Raw genomic sequence first — 21,314 nt, forward strand, 5'->3', positions numbered from 1 at the left:
ATGAGTACGGCAACTTGGAACGAATCCGGCAAACAAACTGAAATGAAGAATCCACTCGATCCTTTGGATACTTTTTCCAGAAGACATATAGGTCCTGATGAAGATCAGATCAAAGAAATGTTATCCACACTCGGATTGTCCGGGTTGGAAGAATTGGTGGCAAAAGCAGTTCCAGAAGGAATTCGTTTGGAAAAAGCTTTGGATCTTCCTAAGGCTTCTACCGAAAGAAAGATCTTAAACGATCTGAAAAAGATCGCTTCCAAGAACAAGTTGTATCGCTCTTATATCGGTTCCGGTTACCAAGCGAGTGTAATGCCAGGAGTCATCCAAAGAAATATTTTGGAAAACCCAGGTTGGTATACTGCCTATACTCCTTACCAAGCAGAAATTTCCCAAGGAAGATTAGAGGCACTTCTAAACTTCCAAACTATGATCATGGATCTAACCGGTTTGGAAATTTCTAATGCTTCTCTTTTGGACGAGGCTACCGCTGCTGCAGAAGCAGTATTCTTAGCTTATGGAATTCGTAAAAACGAAACATCCAAATTACTTTTTATCTCTGAGTTATGCCATCCTCAAACAATTGATGTGGTCCGTACAAGAGCACTTCCACTTGGGATCGAAGTAAAAATCGGAAACCATTTAAACGCAGAATTAAACGAAGATTATTTTGCAGTATTAGTTCAGTATCCAGGAACAGAAGGAACCATTTATAATTACGAAAGTTTCTTCCAGTTAGCTCATAATATTGGAGCTCTAACAATCTGTGCTGCTGATCTACTTTCACTCACAGTTTTAAAAGCTCCTGGAGAATTCGGAGCAGATATCGCTGTAGGAAGTTCCCAAAGATTCGGGTTACCTTTTGGATTCGGCGGACCTCACGCAGGTTATTTTGCGACCAAAAATGAATTCAAAAGAAATATGCCAGGAAGACTTGTAGGAGTTTCCAAGGATAGTCAAGGAAATCCAGGACTCAGACTTTCTCTACAAACAAGAGAGCAACATATCAGAAGAGATAAAGCTACTTCTAATATCTGTACCGCACAGGTTCTATTAGCTGTTCTTTCCTCTATGTATGCGGTTTATCATGGACCTAAAGGTTTAAAAGATATCGCCCTTAGAGTTCATAGACTTACAGAAACATTGGCTAAAAATTTGGAGAAGGCAGGCTTTGCTATCGAAAACAAAACCTTCTTTGATACAATTGTTTTAGATTTAGGATCCAAGGCTCAAACTTACATAGATGCCGCTTCTAAAAAAGAGATCAATTTCAGAAGTTTAGGAAATGGCAAAATTTCTATCGCCCTAGACGAAACTGTAGAAGTTTCCGATCTGGAAGATATTCTTTCTGTGTTTGGAATCTCTAAGATCGACCTTTCTCTAGAAGGAATTTCTATTTCGAACGAATTTGCCAGAACTTCTGAATATCTTACTCATCCTGTATTCAATTCTCATCATACAGAAACAAAGATGTTGAGATATATTAGAAAATTGGAATCTAGAGACCTTTCTCTTACAACTTCCATGATCCCTTTGGGTTCTTGTACAATGAAACTCAATGCAACAGTGGAAATGTTCCCTGTTACCTGGCCTGAGTTTTCCAATATTCATCCATTCGCGCCTGCTTCCCAAACAGAAGGATACAGAACTGTATTCTCTCAATTAGAATCTTGGCTTTCTCAGGTAACTGGATTTCCAGGAATTTCACTACAACCAAACGCTGGTTCTCAAGGAGAATATGCGGGACTTCTCGCAATTCGAAACTATCATATTAGCAGAGGAGATAAGGATAGAGATATTTGTTTGATCCCAATCTCTGCTCACGGAACCAACCCTGCTTCTGCAGCGATGGTTGGATTCAAAGTGGTAGTCGTTGCTTGTGATGCAGAAGGAAACGTAGACTTAGAAGATCTAAAAGCGAAAGCAAAAGAACATTCTAAAGATCTAGCGGCATTGATGATCACCTACCCTTCTACACATGGAGTGTATGAAGAACCTATTAAAGAAATCTGTTCCATCATTCATGAGAATGGAGGACAGGTTTATATGGACGGAGCGAATATGAACGCTCAAGTAGGGATCACAAGACCTGCAAATATCGGAGCCGATGTTTGCCATCTGAACTTACATAAAACTTTCTGTATTCCTCACGGCGGTGGTGGTCCTGGTGTAGGACCAATCGGAGTCGCGGAACATTTGAAACCATTCTTACCTGGTCACCCTCTTGTAGATAACGGAACAGGAAACGAACATGGTGCCGTCTCCGCTGCTCCTTGGGGAAGTGCAAGTATCGTTCTGATCTCTTGGGTGTACATTGCACTTTTAGGAACAGAAGGTTTGGAACAAGCAACCAAAGCTGCGATCTTAAATGCGAACTATATCGCTAAACGTTTAGAAAACTATTTCCCAGTTCTTTATAAAGGTAAAAACGGATTTGTTGCCCACGAATGTATCCTGGATGTAAGACCGTTCAAAAAGACTAGCGGAATAGAAGTCGAAGATATTGCAAAACGCCTGATGGACTATGGATTCCACGCGCCTACAATGTCCTTCCCTGTTCCTGGAACTTTGATGATAGAGCCTACTGAATCGGAGTCCCAAGAAGAATTGGATCGTTTTTGTGAAGCTATGATTTCTATCCACTCAGAGATCCAAGAGATAGAGCAAGGCAAAGCGGATGCAAAAGATAACCCTTTAAAGAACGCACCTCATACTTCTGCGATGGTGATCTCTGATAATTGGGAACATGCTTATTCCAGAGAAAAAGCTGCTTATCCTGCGCCTTGGACCAAAGAGCATAAATTCTGGCCTTATGTAGGGAGAATAGATAACGTATATGGAGATAGGAACCTGGTTTGTTCCTGCCTTCCTTTAGAATCGTATCTTTAATTTTTTCTAAAAGCCAGAAGACAATAAAAAAGACCGGGGCAAAAACCTCGGTCTTTTGTTTTAAGAAGAATGAAGATTAGGAATTAATCGTTTTTCTTTTTCTTTTTGGATTTTTTAGACTTCTTGGAGTCATCGTCATCATCTTTGTCTATTTTAGACTTCTTTGACTTTTTAGATTTTTTGGAATCTCCATCATCATCGTCCTTATCTTTATCCTTCTTGGATTTTTTGGACTTCTTAGAATCAGAATCGTCGTCATCTTTATCTTTTTTGGATTTCTTGGATTCCTTATCGTCATCCTCGTCCTTGTCTTTCTTAGCCTTTTTCTTTTTCTTAGGCTCGTCTTTATCGTCGTCTTCGTCCTTATCTTTGGACTTCTTAGCCTTAGATTTTTTTACCGAATCTCCTGAATCAGAAGCCTTTCCAGGTTTAGCCCTGCAATAAGCATCTACATTAGTTCCGTCTTGTTTACTATAACCGGAAACCCAAGTACAATCTGAATCGGATTCACATTGGCCTTTAGATAAACCTTGGCATTGGGATTCTGCAGAAAGAGAAGTCCCACTTAAAATAAGCAGACCTGCAAAGAGAATACTAGTTATGAATTTTAAAAGATATATCGGCTTACGATACATTCTATCGACTCCTAAATCGAATGGTTCGACAAGGTTCTATGTCGAAAAAGAATTTGCGATCTGAAATATTCCTATATTTCAAAAAAATTATATTAGAATCATTTTAAAAAGGTGGGTCGGGAGGGGAATTCCTCCCGACCAAACACAGTCAGGAATCAACCGCCATAGTACATTAACTGGAACCCGTATATAGGATATAAAATGCCCATCTAATCTAACATTAACTCCCCGGGTCCATACCTTCAGAGCGGTCCGCATTCTACTATCGAGTCTTCGAAACGTCAAGCTCACAAAATAAATAAGATGTGATTTTTGGAAAAAAATTTCATTTGGAAATATCTTTTTTCGAACGGTCGATATTCCATCGGCGGCCAAAAAGATTATATTCACTATTTGTAATGGTCTTTTATGCAGATCGGCCGTGTTCCAAACTTTATACAGGTCGTTCAGATTCTTAATCGGAGCGGAATTAACAGGATATATACATCCCAGTTTCAAATCTGAAATATATCATAAGGCAAGGTTCAGAATTGGAGTTATGTTATAGGGAAAATGTAAGAAGAAATAAAAAAGGCCGGAGGTTAGTCCGGCCTTATATAATTACAGTAGAAACCCGGCAACGTCCTACTCTCCCACACAGCGAACCATGCAGTACCATTAGCGATGAGAGGCTTAACTTCCGTGTTCGGGATGGGAACGGGTGTGACCCTCTCTCTATAATCACCGAGAATCTATAACCAGTATTCCCGGCGGACCTCGGAAGTCTACCTTTTTTCATAGAAAAAGAAGAAGTTTTTAGGGAGAAGAAGAAGGCGGATTTTTAAAATTTTTGCTCCGCTAGGCAGAATCGATCTAAGTTTTAATATTCTAAAGAAAGTGATCTGACTTCTTCTCTGGAATAGGCATCTGGTTTTTTTAATATTTGGACCAATGCTTTGAATTCTCTTGGAAGAAGTTTCCCTGGATGTTTATTAAAATAATATTTAGAAGATCTATAGATTCCATTTAATCCGCGGCCCCAGTACACTAAATTCAGATAATACTCTAAAACTCCCTTCTTACCTAATTCTTCATCGAGAGCTTGTGCAATTCGGATCTCTCTTAATTTACGAGTTAATGTTTTGTCTCTGGATAAAAATAATGTTCTAGCAAGCTGTTGGTCTAAAGTGCTAGCTCCTCTTAACCTTCTGAATAAAAAGACAGCTTGTATGATAGAAGATTGGATATCAGCTAAAGAATATCCTCTATGTCTGTAGAATCTATAGTCTTCTACTTCTACCAGGTATTCTAAACTTCCTGGAGGTAATTCTTCGAGCCTTACCCAATCGTTTTCGAGAGGAACTGACTCTAAATTTTCGGGTAGATAGACTAATTTGTTCTCTCTGAATAAGATCCTTTTTTCAGGAAAAGTTTGGTAATAGACAAGAAGAAGGAATACTAAGACCAGAATACTTCTGATCCCAAAGAAAAACCATCTATGTAAAAAATGATTTCCTTCGCTCATTGAACTTCAGGGTTTTTTTGTTTGTCGTATATCAAAAATACTTCCTGCTCTATCTGCTCGGAAGATACAAGTTTCCAATCCGCTTTATCAAAGTTAAAATATGCAGATTCTCCTCCAGTAATTGAAGGCAAACCGACTTGTCCTATAAAGAACGGAACTATTGTAAGATAGAGTCTATCCACAAGTCCCTGCCTAAAAAAGGAATCATTCAGTCTAGGTCCGCCTTCTAAAAGTATTTTGGAATGTCCTCTTGTTTCCAATTCTTTCAGAATGATCTCTGGATCCAGATCTTCTCCCTGCAAAGGAATAATCTCTGCAAACTCTGATAATTCTGATCTAACCTGGGATTCGTTTTTAAAAGTGCAAAATAGAAGTGGTTTAACTTTAGAAAAATGGAATACTTTTCTGTCAGAAGGTAATGTCCCAGTTCTAAGGAGGATAATGGCACGGGGCTCCTTCTCCGATTCAACATATCTTAGATGAGTGACTGGATCGTCGTTGAGTAAGCTGTTTTTTCCGAGGATAAGAGCATCTGCTTCGGAACGGATCTGGTCCATTCTTCTTTTATCATTTCTGGAAGATAGGCCATACCATTTTCCGTCGGGACGGCATACCTTTCCGTCCAAGGTCATTGCCATATTCACGGCTAAAAAAGGACGACTCATTGAGGTTTAGATGAGAGGGTTTCGGAAAGCAATTTGAGAACTCTTCCTCTGCAGGTACCACAACCGGTACAACAACTTGTGTCTCTCATCAACTTACCCAAAGTATCATTCCCTCTGCGGATAGAATTTGTAATATCCTCTTCGGATACTTGGTTGCATACGCAAACCTTTCTAGGTCGCATCAGGGCGTTCAGGTCTATTTGACTAAAGTCGGAAGAATTCATCAGGCCTTCTAATTATTGGACGCCGAAAGCAAAACCATCACTCAAGCTAAACATTAGAAGGTCAGGATCAAGAGAATTTTTTTCCAATCCGGTGAAAGCCCGACATGCCGGTTCCGAGGAACTTACAGGCTTTTATAACGGATTCCAGAAGAGATATTTCTCGTTGACAGCCGGACTTTCGAGCTCATCCTCATTCGGAAAATTCCATAAAGGAAACTTACAGAATGCAAGTGACCAAACGCGCTCCCTTAAGGGAAATATTCGGATGGTGCATGTTCGATTTCGCCAATTCTAGTTATACCACTGTAATTATAACAGTCATCTACTGCAGAGTTTTCGCAGAAGTAATCGTTCCAATCTCCTCTAATCCTGCAAATCCATACGAGGATGGAAATTTTTTATTTGGACTAGCTTTATTTTTCTCTTATTTATTGGTTGTACTGACCGGTCCGTTATTCGGAGCTATCTCAGACTTCTCCGCTAAAAAGAAAACATTCCTTTTCTGGAGTTATATCAGCTGTGTCATCAGTACCGCAGCCTTCTGGTTAGTGACAACCCCAGGTTCTTGGGAATTAGGTTTTGCTTTAATCATTCTTTCCAACTTCTTCTTTGCTTCCGGAGAAAACTTTGCTTCTTCTTTCTTACCTCATTTGGGGCCTAAGGAAGAATTAGGAAAAATTTCAGGATATGCGTGGGGAGTTGGATATATGGGAGGACTTCTTTCTGTATTCCTAGTCCAAACTCTTGTGGCACCTTCGATTGATCCTGCGATCTACGGTTCTCTTAGATTTGTAGGACCTCTAACAGCACTGTTCTTCTTGCTTGCTGGAATTCCAACATTCTTACTTTTGAAAGAATACCAACCTGCTATTAAAATACCGACGGGAGAAAGTTATCTCACTATCGGTTTTAAACAATTATCAGAGAGTATTAAATCGATAAAACATTTCAAAGATCTAGTCATCTATTTGATCTCTCTATTCTTCTCTATGGCTGCGCTTGCTATCGTGATCGCATTTGCATTCTTATATGGAAACCAAGAGATCAAGATCACATCCGGACAAGAAGCTACCCTATTCGTAATGCTTCAGTTTTTTGCAATGATAGGTGCGATATTTTTCGGATTCGTTCAGGATAAGATCGGAGCCAAAAAAACTTTTAATATCACTTTGGTATTTTGGATCTTCTGCCTGCTCGGAATTTATTTCGTAAGAGAGATTACTGGTTTTGTAAACGGACTAGGCGTGGATATCTCAGTACAATGGGTATTCGTAATTTTTGGAACTCTTGCAGGTTCAGGAGTTGGATCTACCCAATCAGCAAGTAGAGCAATTGTCGGGGTCTTCTCCCCTGAATCCAAGTCTGGAGAATTTTTCGGTCTTTGGGGTCTTTCCGGAAAACTGGCAGCTGCCATCGGAGTTTTTGCGATCGGTATATTACAGAAAATTTTCGATCTAAGAAATGCATTTTTAGTGGTCGCTGTATTTTTCTTTATCTCTTTGATCATTAATACATTCGTGAATGAAAAAAGAGGGATTGAAAAGGCTAAGGATTGGGAAAGAAACGGAGGGCATTAGTCCTCCTTCTTCCAAGCTTTTGCTTGAAAATCTGAAACTACTCGTTTATAATTAAATCGTGGCTGGCGAGTTTAATACAGAAGATGAGTTCGAGTCCCATCAAAGCCAAAGAAAATTGGCTTTGGCGACTATGGACGAATTGACTCAAACCAAATTAGATCTTTTAGATTCCGGTAAAGAAGTTCCTAAATTTCTAAACTACGCCATCTCTTACTTAAACCGTAAATATCTAACAGAAGAAAAAGTGATCAGCGATCTGATCGTACGAAGAGACTCTTCGAATTAATTATTCGTCATCATCATCCTTTTCTTTTTCAGCTTCTATTCGAATTTCAGAAATTACTGCTTGGGCTTCGTCAAAAATCGGAGTCAGGGTAGAAGTATCCGAATCTATCTCACGAACCGTATCTTCCAGATAGTACGTGCCTTGCGTTGTTAGGAAAAAGAATCTCACTTGATCCAAGTCTGGATTTGGGGTCCAGCGGACCTTCTTCCCTTGTTTCCAAAGATAAGCATATTTGTGGATCAAACGTGTGGAACTTTTTTGGATACGTTCTCTTCCACCGCCTCCTATAAAAGAAGCTCCTGAAGTTAAGAATAAGCTAGCATCTCCAGAAAGAAACGTAGCTAAAGTGACGATCTCTCTTTGAGTAGGCCAGTCCATGATGATACCGTATACGACTGTTTTATTTTTCGGATTTTGAATACCTATATCATCGTATTCTGTTTCGAATGCGAGCTCTCTTAATTCTTTATAAGGAGTCTTATCAATGGAAGGAGTACAGGCTGAGATCAGCATTATGCTGATTATATTATAAAAACTAAATTTGGATAGAAGGCTCAAAAACTTCTCTGACATGAGAGTATACCGCTTTGTTTTCAAAGGAATATCTTTGAAAACCTATCCTGATAGACATCAGGAAAGACTCCTTTTTATAAAAAGAAGGAAAGGAAGTTAAGAAAAATTGTTAGATCCGAAAAATCAAATCCTTCTTATTTCTTTTTGGCCTTTTTCTTAGGAGCTTTGGATGCTGCTTTTTTCTTTGGAGAAGCTTTTTTAGGAACAGTTTTCTTTTTAGCAGGTTTTTTAGGAGCTGTCTTTTTTTTGCCGTCTTCACTTACAGTGAGGCTTGGGTCTCTTTCCATATTTTTAACAAGAGAAGAATGTCTGAATCTAAGTGCAGACCAGTCATCATCTATGGAAATCAATCTTACACCTTCGAAACTGATCTTTCCAAGTGGGTCCCAACCGGCATCTCTATGAATGGATACATTATATTTACGGGAAGTTTTTTTAGGATAAGCTAACCATAACAGCCCGTCTTCTATCAAAGTGGTAGGCACCATAGAAGCTATATTCCTGATCTCAACTTCGGTTTGCACGAATGCAAGTATGAGTCTATATCTTTTTCCGGACCTTAGCGCTCGATCGACCGGAGCCCCTAAACTGGAAAGTGCAGGTTCGAATTCGTAAGGAGAAGATAAAACACAAATCTCCCCTTCGCCAGGTTTGAATTGTAATTTACCGAACACGGAATGGATAGCCATCGGTAAATAGAATCCTTTTCGCCAGGAAAAGGCAAGCGAGAAACCGAAAACATTATTTGGTTCGATTGCCTATCTATTGGATATTCTTAAATTACCGACCTTCTCCCTGTTCATGGGATACATTCTTTTACCCTAGGTAGATAACAATTGTTATCCAATGAGTAAGAACTAACGTCATGCGTAAGAGGATAATCGTTTAGGAAGTTAACAAGACAAGAGATACTGCTAGTTTTGCCACAGATTTTCCTTTTTCTGGTTCTAGTAGAAACCATAGTATACTGTGATATATCTCAATAACAAAAAGGCGAACCGATTGGTCCGCCTTTTGCCTTATTCTAATGTTATAAAATTCTCTTATTGGAATTCTAACATTTTAGAAACGAGTCTTTTTTGATTCAGTTCCAGATCTCTCAGCTTATGGCGAACATTCTTATCTACCTTACGCAGGTATTTTTTATATGTTACAATAATCTGTTTTTGTTTATTATAAGGAAGTGGATTAGTTTCCTCATGTAGTTTAGTCTCCACACTAGGTGCAATAGATTGAACAGGAGTATCTGGCCAGATCAATTCAGTATCATGGCTGGAATAATATTCCAATTTGATCTCTTTGTTATTATTCGGAGTTCTTTTTCCTTCACTTCCGATCTGAGGTCCCTTAGGATCTATATTGATCACCCTACGCATTTCTCTTACGAAAATTTCTCCATTGGAGTTCGTACGTTTGAATTGCATAATGATCTTTTCTAGTTTTTCAGGATTACTTCCTGGATAGATAAAGATACGTGCATTATAAAGATAAGTTTTTGGGAAGTCCCAGAAAGATTCGCCGGAACCCATATCTAATTCTAGATACGGTTTATTATCTCTATCTGTTTTTAAGAATTGAGGCAATTCTTGAGGCTCATCACCAATATATCTTAGCGCTTTTTTGGTTGTATCCATCTGAAGGATCTTATTGATCTGATGGATATTTTGAGAGATAGAAGCGTGCAAATTATCTATCTCGATATCTGAAAACCCCGCCTTGCGGATAGCTTCGATCTGACGTTCTATTTCTCTTTCTTCCATTGTTAGGATTTTAGGAGCCGCGTCTATTTGTATGAATACGGCCAAAAGAGAAATTATGAGAAAGATAAGGGTTTTCATGAGATGCCTTCCTTCTAAATATCGAAAAGACTATACCCCATTCTTGATCCTAAAAAGGATTTTTTCAAGGGTTCTTTCTTTATTATGCCTCGAATCTTCCGCCCGAATGCCTATTTCGAAGAAGAACTCCGACTTGGAAAATTATTTCCTAGAGAGCTGGAGGCTAGGAATTCCGTCTTAGAATCCTCTTTTTCAGTCCTAAATTCTTTTCCGGACTCTGCAAAGATCTTAGCCCATTCTCCTCCTGAAGAAAACTGGATCAAATATTGGAAGGAGAAAGGAATACAGATCCCAAAACCGATCCTTCTTAGAAATATAAAACAATCTTTGCAAAAAGAGAAAGAGATCCAATTAGAAGAATGGGGAAAAATCTCCCGTTGGAATTCCAACAATAACGAATTAGAGATAGATCCCGCATCTTCAGATCCTGCAAAAATATACGGATCTAAATTAAACCAAAACGATTGGAACCAAGAATCTAATTCTGATCTAATTTCTTATTCAATTCGAACTTCAGAAGATTGGGAAACATTCTTACAAAAGGAAAAAGATCGATTCTCTCCGGATCAAAAATTCGTTTTTAAAACTGAGTTCGGATTTGCTGGCGCTCAGAAATTTAGAGATGTTGCCGGGTTAAAAGATCTGGCCTATCTATTCCTAAAAGTAAAAAGAGAACCTTTTTTGATCGAAACCTGGGTAGATAGAACCAAAGATTTCAGCTTATTATTCTCCGCAAAAAACGGAAAATATAAAATAGAAGAAGGTACCATTCTACTCAACGATCATAAAGGAAAATACTCCGGGACTTGGATGGGAGAATTTTCAGAAATCGAAAATTACCTTTCTGGAATGTCTGAAAGTTTTTCGAAGATCTCCAAATTCCATCCTAACTATGAAGGGTATGGTTCAGTAGATTCTTTCTTTTATAGATCTAAAGGGACCCAAGTTTTACGGAAAATTTCGGAAGTCAATTATAGATGGACAATGGGCTGCTTATTGTTGGAGCTCCGACGTAAATTTCCTAAGAAGGGAAACGACCTTCTTCTTTTCTTACCCAAAGTCCAAAACTCAGATCCTTATTCTAGATTAAAAATTTGGGAGAAGGAAACAGGTTGGGAAATTCTTCCACTTTCCGCATTCTTCTCCCCTTATAGAAGACCGAACCAGAAAAACCTAATTTGGGTCCGACTTCCAGCAGGCAAAACCCAGGATCCTTGGGAAGAGGCCAAAATTGTTTCGGAAAGTGGCATCCGAGTTCTGGGCCCCTGAAATGTACTTGTGATTCTTTACCTGCCTCCGAGACTGGTTCCAATCCCTTCGGGGAACTCAGCCTGCAGATATTACTCAGGTTTCAGGAAAAGAGATGGAACTGTTTCTCAATTACGCGCTGTATATTATCGTAAGTATCGGATTCTTGATTCCCTTCACTGGATTTGTTGTCGGAGCGGGAGCGATTGTAAATGCTACCGTTGCTGGATTTGCCGTTAACTTGTTGGCTCAAATCGTAGAAGAGGACAGACTCAAGGCTTATCTCGAAAAGAATAAGTCAACTATGATCGGCCAGGCTTTATTAAAAGCAGTCGAAGCAGGTAAAACTAAACTGGCACCTGGTTCAGTTGTTTCTCACGCAGAAGAGCATGGACATGACGGACATCATCTGATCTCTGTTCAAACTTACTCTCTTGTGTTTGCTGCATTGATCGTTGGAACTGTAATCACCGTATTAGTAGCTCAAGTAGACTTTGGAGCAATGAACACTGTGATCGCTATGCTTGTGGCGACCATCAAAGCTTCCTTAGTATTAGCTTACTTCATGCACCTTAAATATGATAACGTAATGAACAGAGTGATCTTCGGATCTGGCTTCTTGTTCTTACTTCTTCTTTTTGGATTCTCTGTAGCAGACATCTACACAAGAGCGAAAATTTTCGCTGGCTTCCCTTACTAAGAAGAATTAAATACTTCCTTTGTATTTCAAAAGAACCGGCTTTACAGCCGGTTTTTTTGTAGCCTGAGGTTTTCCTTCCAGCTTTCTTATCCGAATCGAATAGAGGAACTATGGCAGGATATTCAGGCACACCCTTGGCCAAAAAGTTAGGATTTAAAGAAGGCCAGAACGCAATCATCATTAACGAGCCAAAAGAATTTAAAGACTTACTGGAAGACCTTCCTTCCAATATTACATTCAAGAAGAAGCTTGTGGGAAGTTTTGACTATATTCATTTTTTCTGTAAAAGCAAAGATGAACTTTCTAAAAACTTTTCTAAGTTCCCGGACTTTCTCGCTGACAAAGGAATGGTTTGGATCTCTTGGCCTAAAATGAGTTCAGGTGTGAAAACCGACTTAAAAGAAGATACAATCAGAGAAATAGGCTTGAAGACAGGGTTGGTAGACGTTAAAGTCTGCGCAATCGATTCGACTTGGTCCGGATTACTTTTCAGAAGAAGAAAGAGTTAATCTACACCTCATATTCGAAGATTTGAACATGATCCTATTACAACGTTACAGTCTGGGTTTCCTATTATCAGGGATCATTTTATGTTTTGCCTGTATCGAAAAAGTACCTGAGATCAAAAAAACAATCGAGATCCCTGAACTCGGCTTAGTTTTAAATTATGAAGGTTGGATCTATGAAGAATATGATCCAAATAGAGATAATTCGGATCCCAATCGTTCCAAAAACAAAAGAGAATTCTCAAATGATAAAAATATTAAGGTAATGTTCTATCTTTTTGAACCAGAACAAAACAAAGGTTCAGAGATCAGGACTAATATCAATTTTGTATCAGAGCCAATTCCTGCAAAATATTCCAAAGCAACCTTAGAAGATTACGTGGCTTCTATCAGTGGATTGTATTCAAATATATATAAAGAATACGAAATACTTTCCGTTCCTCAAAAATGTAGTTTCGGAAAAGAGAAATGTATCTTTTTTGAGTCCAAATTTGTTCTTCCAAATACTGCAGAAAGACAACAAATCCGAACTCTTCAATGGATCTTTTTTAAAGAAGGTTCTGTATATATTTTTACAGGGACCATACCAGAGTCAGAATTTTCAGAAAAAAATAAGAAGATCCTGAACACAATCCAAACATTGACTGAAAAGATATAACTCTAAATTAGTTACGTCTCAGCGACTTAGGCTTTTTATCCTCAGTAATATCTTCGTAGTCTACCAGAAGTTTATAGATTGCGACTGCATCCTTCCAAATATGGATTCTTCCTTCTTTATTTAGATTCCGAACATATTCATTTACTTCTGAAAGACGAGATCTGAAAAAATAGAATAATTTTTTATCTTCTATCGCAATATGACTTACAAGCCAATCCTTTAAGTCCTGTATCAAAATTGCCAAAGATTCCAGTTCTTCTTTTTCACTTCTTTCTATCATATCATTGATGAGTATATTAAATCTCTCATGTTGTTTCTGGTGGTTTTTTTCACCGATATAATGGAAATTATGCATGATCGCTTCTTCGGTATTAAAATGTTCACGGATATATTCTATCGTCTCGTAGATTGCTTCTTTTAATTGAGCGCTTAAGGATTCAGAATCGATCTCTTGTTTTAATCTTTGTTTATATAGTTTATCCGTTTTTACTAGTAGCTGCAAAAGCCATAAATGTTGGATATCTACGATTGCGATCCCAGTTTTGAGTTTATAACGATACCATAGGTCAGAGATCAGTTTTAGATTTTCTTCTCCCAGTTTCTTGAATTCTACAGAGACCTCTTGTTTTCCCGAGAAAAGAACCAGTTGGTATAATTTTTCGATCTCATCTGCATAGATAGACGCGTTCAAATGTCTTTGCATCCAATCTGTGAGTTTATCATCCACATGGACCATTGCGGCGTCCACATACTGTCTGTCCTCACTCAGTATATGTCTAAACAGCCATTTTTTTAGGTTTTTCAGAAGATCCAAAACTGCGTTCTCAAAATCTCCTTCGAAACTTTTTCGGACACGATTTCTCAAAGCAGTAATGAACCGCATATGTTGTAATCTATGTTGCCCTAACTTTGTGTAACCTATGCTCTCTAAAAGTTTTTCTTCCAGAGCGAAATGTTCGGTTGCATAATCCAAGGTTTTAGAAAGTGCATTCGTAAATGTGGTCTCTAATTCAGACCTGGTTCCCGACTCCAGTTTATCTTCAAGATCAGCAAGAATTCCAATCAACCAAAGATGTTGCTTATCTATTTCAGGAATTCCTAAAGAAAGATCGAATGTCTTCCAAATACCTCTGATTTTTTCTATAACCCTTTCGTCATACATGAGTTAATCCTTATAACTGTTTTACGAAAAACTGTTACAAGGATTCGCGAGTAAGCTTCAGAACGAATCAGAAATCGAGTGAAAGGAATTGATTTATATCAAATGGATAGAAGCGAGATATTAAGAAAGTAAATTAGATGTTGTATCTTTTGATGATAGATTTTGCTTCTTCTACAAAAGAACTTTCTTCTTCTTTCGTGAAAGGTTTGAATACATTCTCTTGGAATCTTTTTGCTAATTGTATGTATTCCAAACAACCAGCGATGCTCATTTCAGGTTTTGCTTTTTTTTCGTAGATTACGATATCGCCGTTCTTAGGGAGCACCATAGCTCTAGGCGGGATCTTTTTGCCTCCGCGGATCATACAACCCGCAAGTATCATGGCACCGTCTCCGATCACTGCATCATCTAAAATGATCGCGCCTATTCCAATCAAACAACCCTTACCGATCTTACAACCGTGAAGCATCGTATTATGACCTACTAATGTATAATCATCTATGAATAAACTACCAGTGGAATCAGTATGAAGAGTGCTATTATCTTGGATATTAACACCTTCGCCCAATTTGATCTCATTTAGATCTGCACGAACTACAGCTCCCGGCCAGAGAGAAGATAAAGGTCCCATCTCTAACATTCCGAACGCAGTTGCAGCCGGATGGATAAACGCTGTTTCGTGAATTTTCATTGTTTAACGAAGAGGATAACCGGAAGAATTCGCGATCTGGATCAAACGATCCGTGATCTCTTTGATCCTTTCTTGAGTTAAGTTCTTATCCTGGCTTAAAAGTTTAAATCTATAAGAAACTGACTTTTTATCTTCAGGAAGGTTTCCACCTGTAAATACAACTGTAACTTTTACATCCTGCAATTCTTGGAATTTTTCTTGGACGGCCAAATCACTAAACTTGGAAGAAGATTCATTCAGATCCATTACCAAAGAAAGATCTATCTCTGTTTGAGGGAAATGAGAAGGAGCAGCAAAATAATTTTTGTTTCTATCTTCAGTCCAAACTTCTAATAAAGAAGCAAATTCAAATCTTCCTAAAATAACTCTCTTTTTAATATCAGCGGTATCTAAAGCAGCAGGATGAGCATATCCTAACTCTCCTACTTTTTTGCCGGAAACAAATAAAGAAAGGGAAGCCTTAGGATGGAAATAGCTTTTTTCCTCTATCTTCCATTCGGTCTCTCTTAAGTTTAAATGTCTTAATACTTTTTCGACACCGGTTCTAACTTCAAAAAAATCTGACTCTAAAACGTTTAGATCTTTCTCGTTGGATTTCCTACCAAAAGAAACTGCCCATACAAACCATTTAGATTCGTTAAAAGGTTCTTCTGCCTTTTTATAAGTGCGACCAAATTCAAAAATTTTCAGTTTTTCAAAACGGTCAGAATTGAATCTGATATTTTTCAATAGAGAAGGATATAAAGAAGTTCGTAAATATGCCTGCTCATCCGGCATTGCATTTAGGATCTTGATTGAATCTTTCACTTCTTCTTCGAAAGAATTATCTTTAGAAGAAGCATAAGAATAATTGAATACTTCGTTATATCCCAAGTTTTGAGAAAATGCTCTTTTTAGATGTTTTTCCAACTCTCTGGAGAAATTGCGAGCAGGAGGTTTTACATCGGAAGCCAATGGACGAACGGGAATAGATGCGTATCCTAAAGTACGACCTATTTCTTCTACTATGTCTTCCGGAATGGTGATATCGTAGTTCTGCCTGTATTTAGGAACAAGAACCTTAACTGTGTCTCCTTTCCATTCAGTGGAGAAGGAAAGTTGTTTTAGAATTTCATCCGATGTCGATTGATCAATCTCTGTTCCGAGTTTTTTATTCAAGAAGTCTAGGGTGACTTCTATCTCTACTTTTTTATCTGCAGTATGAATATAACCAGCAGGCAAGCTCGCTTTCAGATCAGGACATCCATTTTCTTTCAAAAGATTTAATGCTCTTTTGACGATAGGGAGAGTGGTTGTTGCTTCCAGACCTTTCTCATAACGAACAGAAGATTCAGAACGAATTCCTGTTTTCCGAATAGACTTACGAACAAACTCTCTTGGGAAAACTGCAGATTCTAAAATAACTTTTTTGGAATTAGAGTCTACTGCCGTATCTGCCCCGCCCATCACTCCTGCGATCGCCACACCTTTTTTAGAGTTACGAATAATTAATATCTCAGGATCAAGTTTGGGAGAAGTTTCGTCTAGAAGAGGAAAACTTTCGTCTTTCTTTGCATAATCCACTTCTAATTCAATTCCACCTTGAGCGGATAATTTATCAGAATCAAAGAAGTGAGTAGGCTGTCCTGCTTCTAATAATAGGTAGTTGGAAACATCTACTACGTTATTGATTACTCTCACTCCACATTTTTTCAAACGAGAACGAACAGTTTTATTAGAAGGTTTGATTTGAATTCCTTCAATAGAAGAAGAATAATAAGAATGTGCGTATTCTGTTTCTTTTACCTTTGGAGAAGCAACATCTTTAGAAAAATCCCAATTGGTCTCGAAAGGGTTAAATTTGATCGGCAAAATTAATTGAGCTGCAAGTTCTCTTGCAAATCCAAAATGACTCCATAGATCCGGGCGATGTGTAATTGATTTATTATCAATATCTAAAATAGTATCTCTGAATCCAAAATACTCTCTTAGATTCAAACCGGGTTTTGCTTCCGGATCGTCCAGAACCATAACGCCTGCATCTTCTTCAGAGAGTCCTAATTCCTTTTCGGAACAAAGCATACCGGAGCTTTTTACTCCTCTAAGTTCAGACTCTAGGATTTTTTTATCTCCAAGCTCCGCACCTGGAATAGCTAAAGGAACCAAGTCCCCTACTTTTAGATTAGGAGCACCTGAAACGATTTGGATCTTATTTTTGCCGTCAGAAACTTGCGCAACTTGGAGTTTGTCTGCCTGAGGATGTTTTTCTAAAGATTCGATCTTAACTAAAACGACCTTCTCCAAATGAGAAAAATAATCTTCGACCCCGTCCACTTCACATATAGAAGCCGCAATTTTTTTCAGGATATCCTCGAGGGGCACATCCTTAATAGGGGTAAAATCGTTAATCCAATCCAGGGATAATTTCACGTAAACTGTCTCCTAAGGCCGAATATCTGGCGGAGTAGTTTAACAAAAGCGGATAGAGGGGGCTAATGTCCAGCAGTAAAAACAGAGATCTATAAGCTTTGAAGCGGCTCTTTATTTAAATCAGTTTGAGCCAGGAAGATAAGCTTGGAAAAGTTCGAACCGATGGTGGATCTCTTTTCCTACTTTAACCTTTCTTAACTCTACTTCGAAATCCTCTTTTACTTTTTGGATCTCGTTTTTAGTTCGATTCATCGCGGATTTTTTCTCGGGTCTTCCTTCCCATTTGAAAGCAGCCTCTTGCCTCATTAGTTTTTCTTCTAACTGGCGAAGGGTGTTTTGATTGCTGTTTCGGATCTTGTATTCTTCTTTTTGGAATAGATCTTTGGTTTGTTCGTATAATTCCTTTTTTCTATCTTCTAATGCAAGTTCTAAGGTCTCACAAGCAGTCACAAAATATTTTTCAATATCATCCGGTAGTTCAGTCTCGGCGGATTTGAATCGGTTTTCTCTCACAGTATCAGGAAGATTTTCTAATACCTTAGAACTTCCGCTTCGTCGGTTTACTTCCACCACGAACAATTCTTTTCTGTCTAAGGAAAACTTGAATTCTACTATAAATACGAAGTATAAGAAGTTGCTGGAAGTTCTATAAAATCCCACTTTCCAACCGGATCTATCTTTTAAAAAGGATTGGACAGCTTCTTCAATTAATGGATGCCCGAATGCTAAAAATTCCAATCCGTCGTCTGCGAGTGCAAGTTCCGAATTAAATGTAGCCTTCTTCCCTTTGTAATTTACTCCATCAAGTTCATACACTTGAGGTTTCAAAGTTTTAAGTTTAAAGTTCAGTCGATCTGAATACTTCTTAGCGTATCTGACAAAGAAAGTTTCTAAGTGTTGGTTCGTAAAAGATCTTTCTTGAAGAGTGGTCTTATAATAATCTTCTAAATTAAAATCTAATAGTTTAGGAGTGACCAAGGAACCAAGTTTTTCGAAACCTTTTTTGGCGATCTTAATCCTTTGGTCGATCTCTTCTTCTACTTCCTTTAACTTTTTGTTTCCTGTAACAAATCTCATGAAGCTAGAGTGGAAATCTAATTCATCTTCTATTGCTCCAAGTAACTCGTCTGAACCTCCGATAGATTCCTCAAAAAGTTTGATCTTATTGGATAGAACTTCTAAAATTCTCTCAGCAACTGTATCTTTAGAAGCGAAGTTAAAAATAAATACATTATCCTTTTGGCCGAATCTATGAATTCTTCCGATCCTTTGTTCAATCTTCAAAGGACTCCAAGGTAAATCATAATTGAACAGAACATTTGCAAACTGAAGGTTACGTCCTTCTCCACCTGCTTCTGTACAGATCAATATTTCAGAAGTTTTTCTGAATTCAGAAATTGCTTCTTCTTTTGCATCTGCGCTTAAAGATCCGTGAAATAATGTAACCTTGTATTCGGATAAGGTAGAAGCTAAAAAATCTTGGGTACTTCTGAACTGAGTAAATATGATAAATTTAGGATGCCCTTCTTTTTTGAGCTTCGCGATTGTCTCTTTCAGTTTCTGACTTTTACGATCTTCTTTGATCTTTTTGCCTAAAAGAATCAATCTGTTTAAGGATAATAATTCTCTTCTAAGATTTGCAAGATCAGAAGGAGCGGATTCATCCAAATCGGAGACAAAATCTTCGACTCCTTCTGTTTCGTCCAGATCCCATTCTTCTAATTTATTTCCAACTGCCTGCAAACGATGGAGTCGATTCTCCAACATAAATTTACGTTTGGATAATGCTGAAAGAAGTGCAAATACAGAAGAATCCAATAATTTCTGGAATACTATCATCACGAATCCGATCGCCCGATTTTGGGTTCTCATCGCGAGATTATATTCTCGACGAACATACTCAGTAGTCTCGTCGTAAAATTGCCTTTCTACATCGGACAATTCTATCTTTACTGTTTTGGCAAATCTTTTGGTGAATCCACCTACTTCTACTTTTCTTCTTCTTAAAAGGACCTTGGAGATTTTTTCTTTTAAGCCACTCTTATTTCCAAGAACATAGTCGTTTATAAAAGTATGATATGGCCCAAGCAAATTCGGATCTACCAAGTGGACCAGATAATATAACTCTTCTAATTTTCCTCTAAAAGGTGTTGCGGTAAGAAGAAGTAAACATTCACATTTTTTGGCGATCTTCTCCGCGAATAAATAAGCTCTGGTAACCTTATGATAATCCCTTCTTAAACGATGTGCCTCGTCAAAAACTACAATATCCCATTTTGTTTTTAGGATCTCTTCTGCGTATTTGGGATTTTTAATAAAGTCTACGGAAGTGATTACATGTTTGAAATTTTTCCAGTTCTTCTCTCCGCTAGCTAAGAAGTTCCTACGTTTAACGATCTCAAAGTCTTCGTTAAATTTGTTTTTTAATTCCTGTTTCCATTGAACAAGAAGCGGAGAAGGTGCCACGACCAAAACCTTTTTGTAACCTCTACGAAAGATCAGCTCTTTCATAACTAAAGCTGCTTCTATCGTTTTACCTAGACCCACCTCGTCAGCCAAAATGAATCTAGGCCTAAGCGAATTCACCACCACGAATGTGGATTCTATTTGGTGAGGAAGTAGTCTTGTTCTTGAATTAGATAATGCAGATAGTTTGTCGTAGGCATGAGTAAGTTTTAACTCAAATGCTTGAAGACTTAGATCTAGTAATTCTGGATCTGCAAAAGATTCAGTAAATGCGGTAGGATAAGATCCTATAATTTTCAGTCTGTTAGAATTTTCAGAAACAGTTTTTCTGGTATCTGAAGATGGAAAATAGATCTGGAATTTTCCCGAATCGGAACTTTCTATCCTTCCAATTCCTAATTCAGGTTCATCCTTGAGATAACAGGAATCACCTCTGAATCCACTCGAGGAATCGGATTCGAAATCTAGACTGAGCTGCAAAGTTGAGTCCAAGATCAAACTCCCCTTTTTTCTCCCCAGATATATTTATGGGTCTGCAAAGAAAGACGCAGATCCGTTCTATTATTTTCTTTGATCCAATTTACAAGGATTTCAGGAGCTAGCTCTCCGAATACAGGAGAAGCCAGAAGATTTCCCTTTAATTTAAAACCGTCTATCACTTCCAAAGTTCTATCAAAATCCTTTCTATCTCTAATTACGAATTTGATCTCATCCAAATTATCGTTTCTATCCCGGACAAATTCTAAATTCTCCGTGATCATTTTGTTTTCCATTCCGGAACCGGGGAGTTTGTAATCCAGGGTAAAAACCATATTTTCCAAATTGGAGATCGGTTCTGCCCCATTTGTTTCCACCCTCACCCTCGTATAAAGCCCCGAAACTTGCCTGGACTGTTTCAATTTTTCTGCCAATGTTTGGCTGAAAATCCTATTCGAATTTTCTAATGGTTCTCCGCCCGTTAGAAGTATTTGTGTAGGAGAAGAAGAAATGGATCCTATCTCGGAGATCACATCTTCTAACTCCAATTCTTTCCCCGCATTTGGAGAAAGAGCGTACGGAGTGTCACACCAAAGTTTGCGATTTCCATCCATTCCGCATCTGAGAGAACATCCTGCGAACCGGACAAAAATTGTAGGCAAACCTGTAGAAATTCCTTCTCCAGAAACAGAGAGATAAATTTCATGAACGACGGATTTCATACTAAGGAATTGCTCTCCAAGGTACAAGATTTTTACCTGCTTTCTTACCAGAATCCAGAAAAAACCGTTTATTAGAATACCAGA

Annotated in this window: 19 protein-coding genes and 1 rRNA gene; 7 read left to right on the forward strand and 13 right to left on the reverse strand. The window is 38.2% G+C overall.

Features of this window, described 5'->3' with window-relative positions; all coding sequences use genetic code 11:
* Entirely contained in the window at positions 1-2,889 is a 2,889-nt protein-coding gene (gene gcvP / locus CH362_RS00490) for an aminomethyl-transferring glycine dehydrogenase (RefSeq protein ID WP_100708413.1), read from the forward strand.
* Between the two features lie 83 nt (positions 2,890-2,972).
* Here the strand turns inward: gcvP and CH362_RS00495 are convergent, their stop codons facing one another.
* The 5 genes from CH362_RS00495 to CH362_RS00520 all read right to left on the reverse strand — a co-directional run bounded on the left by CH362_RS00495 (position 2,973) and on the right by CH362_RS00520 (position 5,917).
* The gene (locus CH362_RS00495; RefSeq protein WP_100708414.1) at positions 2,973-3,524 is read right to left on the reverse strand and encodes a hypothetical protein; all 552 of its coding nucleotides are present in this window, start codon (positions 3,522-3,524) and stop codon (positions 2,973-2,975) included.
* Between the two features lie 611 nt (positions 3,525-4,135).
* Positions 4,136-4,252, reverse strand: a 5S ribosomal RNA gene (gene rrf, locus CH362_RS00505).
* 131 nt (positions 4,253-4,383) lie between these two features.
* Positions 4,384-5,028, reverse strand: coding sequence for a biosynthetic peptidoglycan transglycosylase (locus CH362_RS00510; RefSeq protein ID WP_100708416.1), 645 nt, complete (start codon positions 5,026-5,028; stop codon positions 4,384-4,386).
* A complete protein-coding gene (locus tag CH362_RS00515; RefSeq protein ID WP_100708417.1) occupies positions 5,025-5,693 on the reverse strand; it encodes a RibD family protein in 669 nt (222 codons plus the stop codon). The genes CH362_RS00510 and CH362_RS00515 overlap by 4 nt, the downstream gene beginning before the upstream one ends.
* On the reverse strand, positions 5,690-5,917 hold the full coding sequence (locus tag CH362_RS00520) for a (2Fe-2S)-binding protein (protein WP_100708418.1): 228 nt from the start codon (positions 5,915-5,917) through the stop codon (positions 5,690-5,692). The genes CH362_RS00515 and CH362_RS00520 overlap by 4 nt, the downstream gene beginning before the upstream one ends.
* Before the next feature lie 224 nt (positions 5,918-6,141).
* Here CH362_RS00520 and CH362_RS00525 point away from each other — a divergent pair, with 224 nt between their 5' ends.
* Positions 6,142-7,494, forward strand: a complete 1,353-nt coding sequence (locus CH362_RS00525; protein WP_100708419.1) for an MFS transporter — start codon at positions 6,142-6,144, stop codon at positions 7,492-7,494.
* 58 nt (positions 7,495-7,552) lie between these two features.
* The gene (locus CH362_RS00530; protein WP_100708420.1) at positions 7,553-7,780 is read left to right on the forward strand and encodes a hypothetical protein; all 228 of its coding nucleotides are present in this window, start codon (positions 7,553-7,555) and stop codon (positions 7,778-7,780) included.
* Here CH362_RS00530 and CH362_RS00535 read toward each other — a convergent pair whose 3' ends face one another.
* From CH362_RS00535 to CH362_RS00545, 3 genes are all read right to left on the reverse strand, one after another.
* Positions 7,781-8,353, reverse strand: a complete 573-nt coding sequence (locus CH362_RS00535) for a hypothetical protein (RefSeq protein ID WP_100708421.1) — start codon at positions 8,351-8,353, stop codon at positions 7,781-7,783.
* Between the two features lie 134 nt (positions 8,354-8,487).
* Entirely contained in the window at positions 8,488-9,042 is a 555-nt protein-coding gene (locus tag CH362_RS00540) for a hypothetical protein (RefSeq protein ID WP_100708422.1), read from the reverse strand.
* A gap of 354 nt (positions 9,043-9,396) precedes the next feature.
* The gene (locus CH362_RS00545; protein WP_100708423.1) at positions 9,397-10,191 is read right to left on the reverse strand and encodes an LIC13212 family protein; all 795 of its coding nucleotides are present in this window, start codon (positions 10,189-10,191) and stop codon (positions 9,397-9,399) included.
* 84 nt (positions 10,192-10,275) lie between these two features.
* On the opposite strand from CH362_RS00545, the gene CH362_RS00550 reads away from it, so the two are divergent.
* The 4 genes from CH362_RS00550 to CH362_RS00565 all read left to right on the forward strand — a co-directional run bounded on the left by CH362_RS00550 (position 10,276) and on the right by CH362_RS00565 (position 13,303).
* Positions 10,276-11,460: a hypothetical protein gene (locus tag CH362_RS00550; RefSeq protein ID WP_100708424.1), complete on the forward strand. Its 1,185-nt coding sequence runs from the start codon at positions 10,276-10,278 to the stop codon at positions 11,458-11,460.
* 94 nt (positions 11,461-11,554) lie between these two features.
* Positions 11,555-12,139 (forward strand): cytochrome C oxidase subunit IV family protein, encoded by a 585-nt coding sequence (locus CH362_RS00555; RefSeq protein WP_100708425.1) that lies wholly within the window; start codon positions 11,555-11,557, stop codon positions 12,137-12,139.
* A gap of 110 nt (positions 12,140-12,249) precedes the next feature.
* The gene (locus tag CH362_RS00560) at positions 12,250-12,648 is read left to right on the forward strand and encodes a DUF3052 family protein (RefSeq protein WP_100708426.1); all 399 of its coding nucleotides are present in this window, start codon (positions 12,250-12,252) and stop codon (positions 12,646-12,648) included.
* Between the two features lie 28 nt (positions 12,649-12,676).
* Positions 12,677-13,303: an LIC_13215 family putative lipoprotein gene (locus CH362_RS00565; protein WP_100708427.1), complete on the forward strand. Its 627-nt coding sequence runs from the start codon at positions 12,677-12,679 to the stop codon at positions 13,301-13,303.
* A gap of 7 nt (positions 13,304-13,310) precedes the next feature.
* Here the strand turns inward: CH362_RS00565 and CH362_RS00570 are convergent, their stop codons facing one another.
* The 5 genes from CH362_RS00570 to CH362_RS00590 form a co-directional block, all read right to left on the reverse strand.
* Complete coding sequence (locus tag CH362_RS00570; protein ID WP_100708428.1) at positions 13,311-14,465, reverse strand: bacteriohemerythrin; 1,155 nt, start codon at positions 14,463-14,465, stop codon at positions 13,311-13,313.
* Between the two features lie 133 nt (positions 14,466-14,598).
* The gene (locus CH362_RS00575; protein ID WP_100708429.1) at positions 14,599-15,156 is read right to left on the reverse strand and encodes a gamma carbonic anhydrase family protein; all 558 of its coding nucleotides are present in this window, start codon (positions 15,154-15,156) and stop codon (positions 14,599-14,601) included.
* A gap of 3 nt (positions 15,157-15,159) precedes the next feature.
* Complete coding sequence (pheT, locus tag CH362_RS00580) at positions 15,160-17,565, reverse strand: phenylalanine--tRNA ligase subunit beta (protein ID WP_100708430.1); 2,406 nt, start codon at positions 17,563-17,565, stop codon at positions 15,160-15,162.
* Positions 17,566-17,685: 120 nt separating this feature from the next.
* Positions 17,686-20,523, reverse strand: coding sequence for a DEAD/DEAH box helicase (locus tag CH362_RS00585; RefSeq protein WP_100709213.1), 2,838 nt, complete (start codon positions 20,521-20,523; stop codon positions 17,686-17,688).
* 2 nt (positions 20,524-20,525) lie between these two features.
* Entirely contained in the window at positions 20,526-21,230 is a 705-nt protein-coding gene (locus CH362_RS00590; RefSeq protein WP_100708431.1) for a 7-carboxy-7-deazaguanine synthase QueE, read from the reverse strand.
* Positions 21,231-21,314 lie beyond the last annotated feature (84 nt).

This window comes from Leptospira saintgironsiae (genome assembly GCF_002811765.1).
Lineage (GTDB): Bacteria > Spirochaetota > Leptospiria > Leptospirales > Leptospiraceae > Leptospira_B > Leptospira_B saintgironsiae.

Bases quoted from the DNA above. Each gene is read 5' to 3' on its own strand.
- CH362_RS00565 (WP_100708427.1), top strand. From the start codon at position 12,677: ATGATCCTATTACAACGTTACAGTCTGGGTTTCCTATTATCAGGGATC.
- CH362_RS00560 (WP_100708426.1), top strand. From the start codon at position 12,250: ATGGCAGGATATTCAGGCACACCCTTGGCCAAAAAGTTAGGATTTAAA.
- CH362_RS00520 (WP_100708418.1), bottom strand. From the start codon at position 5,917: ATGAATTCTTCCGACTTTAGTCAAATAGACCTGAACGCCCTGATGCGA.
- CH362_RS00535 (WP_100708421.1), bottom strand. From the start codon at position 8,353: ATGTCAGAGAAGTTTTTGAGCCTTCTATCCAAATTTAGTTTTTATAAT.
- gcvP (WP_100708413.1), top strand. From the start codon at position 1: ATGAGTACGGCAACTTGGAACGAATCCGGCAAACAAACTGAAATGAAG.
- CH362_RS00515 (WP_100708417.1), bottom strand. From the start codon at position 5,693: ATGAGTCGTCCTTTTTTAGCCGTGAATATGGCAATGACCTTGGACGGA.
- CH362_RS00575 (WP_100708429.1), bottom strand. From the start codon at position 15,156: ATGAAAATTCACGAAACAGCGTTTATCCATCCGGCTGCAACTGCGTTC.
- CH362_RS00510 (WP_100708416.1), bottom strand. From the start codon at position 5,028: ATGAGCGAAGGAAATCATTTTTTACATAGATGGTTTTTCTTTGGGATC.
- CH362_RS00590 (WP_100708431.1), bottom strand. From the start codon at position 21,230: ATGAAATCCGTCGTTCATGAAATTTATCTCTCTGTTTCTGGAGAAGGA.
- CH362_RS00495 (WP_100708414.1), bottom strand. From the start codon at position 3,524: ATGTATCGTAAGCCGATATATCTTTTAAAATTCATAACTAGTATTCTC.
- CH362_RS00545 (WP_100708423.1), bottom strand. From the start codon at position 10,191: ATGAAAACCCTTATCTTTCTCATAATTTCTCTTTTGGCCGTATTCATA.
- CH362_RS00555 (WP_100708425.1), top strand. From the start codon at position 11,555: ATGGAACTGTTTCTCAATTACGCGCTGTATATTATCGTAAGTATCGGA.
- CH362_RS00570 (WP_100708428.1), bottom strand. From the start codon at position 14,465: ATGTATGACGAAAGGGTTATAGAAAAAATCAGAGGTATTTGGAAGACA.
- CH362_RS00525 (WP_100708419.1), top strand. From the start codon at position 6,142: ATGCAAGTGACCAAACGCGCTCCCTTAAGGGAAATATTCGGATGGTGC.
- CH362_RS00550 (WP_100708424.1), top strand. From the start codon at position 10,276: ATGCCTCGAATCTTCCGCCCGAATGCCTATTTCGAAGAAGAACTCCGA.
- CH362_RS00540 (WP_100708422.1), bottom strand. From the start codon at position 9,042: ATGGCTATCCATTCCGTGTTCGGTAAATTACAATTCAAACCTGGCGAA.